Source organism: Dietzia sp. DQ11-38-2 (assembly GCF_014145055.1).
Lineage (GTDB): Bacteria > Actinomycetota > Actinomycetes > Mycobacteriales > Mycobacteriaceae > Dietzia.
Window position 1 is genome coordinate 2,507 of sequence record NZ_JAALDW010000349.1, and the last position, 5,221, is coordinate 7,727.

Genomic DNA, 5,221 nt, shown 5'->3' on the forward strand with positions numbered 1-5,221 from the left:
CGCCCGCAGGTCAGAACCCGCTGGCGCTCAGCCCGATCATGGCAAAGATGAAGGCGAAGTAGAGCACGATAAGCAGGGCGAAGAGGCCGAGCGAGATGAGGCCGAGCTTCTTGGCTGACGCGCTCGCCGCTTCGGCCTCCGCATGGTGACCGGCCGCCCACAGCGGGTAGACGTCCGAGGCCCGGGTCATCGCGACGAATGCGAGCGGCCAGAAGAACAGGATCGAGGCCACCGCCCAACCGATGTTCGACGGGGGGCCCGGCCGTGCGGCTCCGGGGGACCCGGTGAACCCCCCGGGGGTCTGGGCCCCGTAACCCGGGTGCTGGCCATACGACGACGCGCCCTGCCCGTATGTCGGGCCCTGGCCATAGCTCTGGTCCTGCCAGTAACCGGACTCCTGCCCGGGGGTCTGGCCGGCCCCGTACGGGGAGTCGGAGGAGGAACCGGGGTAGCTCGGATTCGTCATGCCCGAATCGTATCCCCGAACGTGGGCTCCCTGAAACACCCTTCCCGGGTCAGCGGGGGGCCACGAGGAGCTGGTACTCGGGGAATCGGACGAGGAACCGGCGGACGTAGCTGCACACCGGGCGGATCTTGTGCCCGTCCAGACGCATCCGGGTGAGGACCAGACTGACCAGCAGTCGAGCGATGCCCTGCTGTCCGAAATGCTCCTCGATAACGGTGTGGAGAAGGATGTAGACGTCGCCGTCCTTCTCGTACCCCACCAGACCCATGAAGGTCTCGCCGTCCCACAGTTCGAACCGGTCTCTATCGGTGTTGTGGACCAGCACCAGTGACTCCACTCGGGACATGGGACTCCTTCGGCAGGGTGTGTTCCACACCCGATGCTACTCGCCGGGGTACGCTCGCCCGGCACAATTTCATACTCGTCCCCACGGGAGTCCGCTTCGGAGCGCGGGCTGAGAGGACGGCCGGCCGGGCCGTCGACCGTAGAACCTGTCCGGGTCATGCCGGCGTAGGGAGCAGTGAGCATCATGGGCACACACACGTCCACCCCCAGCGCAGAGTCCACCTCGATCGAGTCCGTGACCTGCGGCCCGATCCACTCCAGCAGCAAGTCGTACCTCGAGATCCCGGCGGAGGGCGGCACGCTGCGCGTGCCCGTCCGCCGGATCGCCCTGACCAACGGCACGTCGTTCGACGTCTACGACACCTCCGGCCCGTACACCGGGTACGCCGACGCCGGCGAGTGCCACGACCTCGGCTCCGGCCTACCACCCACCCGCGACGAGTGGACGCACCCGGAGGCCGTGCCCGCCTCGTCGGAGGACTCCACGCCGGTACGAACCCAGCTGGCCTGGGCCCGCGCGGGTCACATCACCCCGGAGATGCGCTTCATCGCCGCGCGCGAGGGAATCGACGTGGAGCTCGTGCGATCCGAGGTGGCCGCCGGCCGCGCCGTCATCCCGGCCAATCACCGCCACCCGGAGAGCGAACCGATGATCATCGGCAAGCGCTTTGTCACCAAGATCAACGCCAACATCGGCAACTCCGCGGTCACCAGTTCGATCGCGGAGGAGGTCGAGAAGATGGTGTGGGCATCCCGGTGGGGCGCGGACACCATCATGGACCTGTCCACCGGGCGGGACATCCACGAGACCCGCGAGTGGATCCTGCGCAACTCGCCCGTCCCCGTGGGCACCGTGCCGATCTACCAGGCACTGGAGAAAGTGGGCGGCGACCCGACGGCGCTGACCTGGGAGCTCTATCGGGACACCGTCATCGAGCAGTGCGAACAGGGAGTGGACTACATGACCGTCCACGCCGGGGTGCTCCTGCGGTACGTCCCGCTCGCCGCCACGCGCGTCACCGGGATCGTGTCGCGCGGGGGATCGATCATGGCCGCGTGGTGCCTGGCACACCACCGCGAGTCCTTCCTCTACACCCACTTCAGTGAGCTGTGCGAGATCCTCGCGACGTACGACGTGACGTTCTCCCTCGGGGACGGCCTGAGGCCCGGGTCGATCGCCGACGCCAACGACGAGGCGCAGTTCGCCGAGCTCCGAACGCTGGGTGAACTCACCCGGATCGCCAAGCGCCACGGCGTCCAGGTGATGATCGAGGGCCCGGGACACGTGCCGATGCACATGATCGTGGAGAACGTGCGCCTGGAGGAGGAGTGGTGCGAGGAGGCGCCCTTCTACACACTGGGGCCGCTGGCCACGGACATCGCTCCGGGCTACGACCACATCACCTCCGCCATCGGGGCCGCGCGGATCGCCGAGGCGGGCACGGCGATGCTCTGCTACGTCACCCCCAAGGAGCACCTGGGCCTGCCCGATCGCGACGACGTCAAGACCGGCGTGATCACCTACAAGATCGCCGCGCACGCGGCGGACCTGGCCAAGGGCCATCCGGGCGCGCAGGCGAGGGACGACGCGCTGAGCACCGCGCGGTTCGAGTTCCGCTGGCGGGACCAGTTCGCCCTGGCCCTCGACCCCGACACCGCGCTGGCCTACCACGATGCGACGCTGCCCGCCGAACCGGCCAAGACGGCCCACTTCTGCTCGATGTGCGGTCCCAGATTCTGCTCCATGCGGATATCGCAGGACATCCGGGACTACGCCGCCGAGCACGGACTGGACTCGGTCGAGGCGATCGAGGCGGGGATGGCCGAGAAGTCGGCGGAGTTCGCCGAACACGGCTCCCGGGTGTATCTACCGATCAGTGGAGGCTGACGGGCCGACCCGCCCGTGAGACGTGTGACGCGGCGGCGTCACACGTCTCACGCGGCACGTCCCCTCAGGCGTCGCGGCGCAGGGTGATGACGAGGCCCAGCGCCCACAACGCCACGCAGACCCCGGCGTACCAGGCGAAGGCCGGCCATTCGCCCCACGTGATGAACCCGCGGACGGACTCGCCCTGGGTCCAGTAGTCGCCGTTGGCGAACGGCATCCAGGCGGCGATGTCCTGCCCCACCCGGGGGATCAGCGAGACCATGCCCTCGAGGGCCAGCGTCCACACCAGGAACAACGAGATGGTGCCGGCGGCGTTGCGCATGATGTGCGCCAGGCCCATCACGGCGAGGGTGCCCAGTGCGGCGTAGACGGGGAACCGCACGAGGTATCTCAGGCCGTCGCCGGAGAACGGGGTCCACGAGTCCAGTCCGGACAGTGCGCCCGCCACCAGCATCGCGATCACCACAGCGACCGCGGTCACGACCATGGACAGCACCGTGAACAGCACCGTCTTGGCCACTATGGCAGGCCACCGCGACGGCGTGGCCAGGAACGTGGCCTTGTTCGTGTGGAACCGGTACTCGCCGGTCACGGCGACGATCGCGGCGATCCACGCCAGGATCACCGTGAACGCGCTGACCCCCAGTATCGCGAACAGCGGGTCGCTTCCGCCGCCGGGCGCCCCGGCCACCGGCTCCCCGGACGAGGTCTGCTCGAACTGGCCGATGATCGCGGCGAGGCCGACGGCGAGCACGACTCCCAGCCCGTAGAGCCAGTAGGCGCTCTTGGTGGTGGTGGCCTTGATCCACTCGGACTTCAACAGGTTCATCGGGTGGTCTCCTGACCGTGGTACTCGACGTCCTGGTCGGTGAGCGCCATGAAGGCCTCCTCGAGCGACGCCCGCTTCTCGTGCAGTTCGTGGACGGTGATACCCAGGCTCGCGGCGAGGTCACCGACCCGGGGTGCCGGCAGCCCCTCGATGAGGAACACCCCCTCCGCGGGGTCGAAGGTGGCGTTGATCCCCTCCTCCCGGGCCGCGGCCGTGAACTCCTCGACGTGCGGCGTCCGGAGCAGGACCGATGACCGCGCGGCGGAGAGGAACTCCTCGACGGACGTCTGGGCGCGGAGGACCCCCCGGCCGATGACGACGAGATCCTGGGCCGTCTGAGCCATCTCCGACAACAGATGGCTAGAGACGAGCACCGTCCGGCCCTCGGCGGCCCGGGCGTGCATGAAACGGCGGATCCAGAGGATTCCCTCGGGGTCGAGTCCGTTGACCGGTTCGTCGAACAGCAACACCTCGGGATCGCCGAGCATGGCGGTGGCCAGACCGAGCCGTTGCCGCATGCCCAGGGAGTAGCCACCCACCTTGCGGCCGGCCACCTCGGTCAGGCCGACCAGTGACAGCACCTCGTCGACGCGGCTGTCGGGCAGTCCGCCCGCGGCGGCGATCATCCTCAGGTGCGATCGCGCGGACCGGTTGGCGTGGGTCCACGACGCGTCGAGCAGGCACCCGACGGTGCGGATGGGATCCGCGAGCCTCCGGTACGGCTGGCCGTTGATCAGCGCCTCACCCGACGTGGGGGTGTCCAGACCGACGATCATCCTCATCGTGGTGGACTTCCCGGCACCGTTCGGGCCGAGGAATCCGGTGACGACGCCAGGCCGCACCACGAAGCTGAGGTCCTCGACCGCCGTAGCGGCGCCGAAGCGTTTGGTGAGATTGCGTACCTCGATCATGTGCTCCAGTGTGCCTGCCGTGGTCCGCATCGCGGGTTCCTCCCACTCGGTTCCCGCCCAGGTGTGTCAGGGCTTACTCTCGAAGCATGGACGACGCGCGCGACGATCACGGCCCCGAACTCCCGTCGATCCGCGCCTCGGACCACGAGCGGGAGGCGACGGCGAGATTTCTCCAGCAGTCCTACTCGGAGGGGCGGTTGACCCTGGCGGAGTTCGACGAGCGCACCACCAAGGCGTACGGGGCACTGTTCCAGTCCGACCTGGCCGAGCTCACCCGCGACCTCTCCCCCGCCCGCGGCGACGGCGGGTCCCGGCCCGGGGTCCATCACGATGAGGCGCCCGCGAGGAGGGTCACCGGTGGAACCGGTCCGTCGTCGTCACTGGCGTTCATGGGCGGATGCGAACGCAAGGGCGCGTGGACGGTTCCCGCCGAGCACACGGCGTTCGCCGTGATGGGCGGGGTCGAACTGGACCTGCGCCAGGCCTCTCTGCAGGCGCACGAGACCACGATCCGCGCGTTCGCGATCATGGGCGGGGTCGAGATCTACGTGCCGGACGACATCCACGTCGTGGTCGAGGGCCTCGGTCTGATGGGCGGATTCGGCGAGGAGGCCGGCAGGTGGAAGCCCGACCCCCGCCCGGTGCGGCAGGCCTCTCCGGGCGCCCCGGTCGTGCGGGTCACGGGGCTCGCGCTCATGGGCGGCGTGGAGGTACGCAGGGTTCCCCGGACCCGCTGATCCACCCGTGCCCCGACGACGGAGCACGGAACCGCCGGCGACCCG

General features: G+C 69.1%; 6 protein-coding genes and 1 riboswitch. Of the genes, 2 read left to right on the forward strand and 4 right to left on the reverse strand.

Translation table 11 applies throughout. From position 1 onward, the window contains the following. Nucleotides 1-10 precede the first annotated feature (10 nt). Together G6026_RS11965 and G6026_RS11970 are read right to left on the reverse strand one after the other, a co-directional pair. A complete protein-coding gene (locus G6026_RS11965; protein ID WP_107757403.1) occupies nt 11-466 on the reverse strand; it encodes a CD225/dispanin family protein in 456 nt (151 codons plus the stop codon). Between the two features lie 49 nt (nt 467-515). Continuing rightward, on the reverse strand, nt 516-812 hold the full coding sequence (locus G6026_RS11970) for a GNAT family N-acetyltransferase (protein WP_107757404.1): 297 nt from the start codon (nt 810-812) through the stop codon (nt 516-518). A 73-nt stretch (nt 813-885) separates the two neighbouring features. Beyond that, a riboswitch (TPP riboswitch) is annotated at nt 886-1,002 on the forward strand. On the opposite strand from G6026_RS11970, the gene thiC reads away from it, so the two are divergent. Continuing rightward, nucleotides 996-2,699 (forward strand): phosphomethylpyrimidine synthase ThiC, encoded by a 1,704-nt coding sequence (thiC, locus tag G6026_RS11975; RefSeq protein ID WP_194305475.1) that lies wholly within the window; start codon nt 996-998, stop codon nt 2,697-2,699. It overlaps the preceding riboswitch by 7 nt. Before the next feature lie 64 nt (nt 2,700-2,763). On the opposite strand, the gene G6026_RS11980 is transcribed toward thiC, so the two are convergent. Next, complete coding sequence (locus tag G6026_RS11980; RefSeq protein ID WP_107757405.1) at nt 2,764-3,528, reverse strand: ABC transporter permease; 765 nt, start codon at nt 3,526-3,528, stop codon at nt 2,764-2,766. Next, entirely contained in the window at nt 3,525-4,439 is a 915-nt protein-coding gene (locus tag G6026_RS11985) for an ABC transporter ATP-binding protein (protein ID WP_107758223.1), read from the reverse strand. The genes G6026_RS11980 and G6026_RS11985 overlap by 4 nt, the downstream gene beginning before the upstream one ends. Before the next feature lie 86 nt (nt 4,440-4,525). Between G6026_RS11985 and G6026_RS11990 the strand changes: the two genes are divergently transcribed. Beyond that, nucleotides 4,526-5,176, forward strand: coding sequence for a DUF1707 domain-containing protein (locus G6026_RS11990; RefSeq protein ID WP_107757406.1), 651 nt, complete (start codon nt 4,526-4,528; stop codon nt 5,174-5,176). Nucleotides 5,177-5,221: the final 45 nt, after the last annotated feature.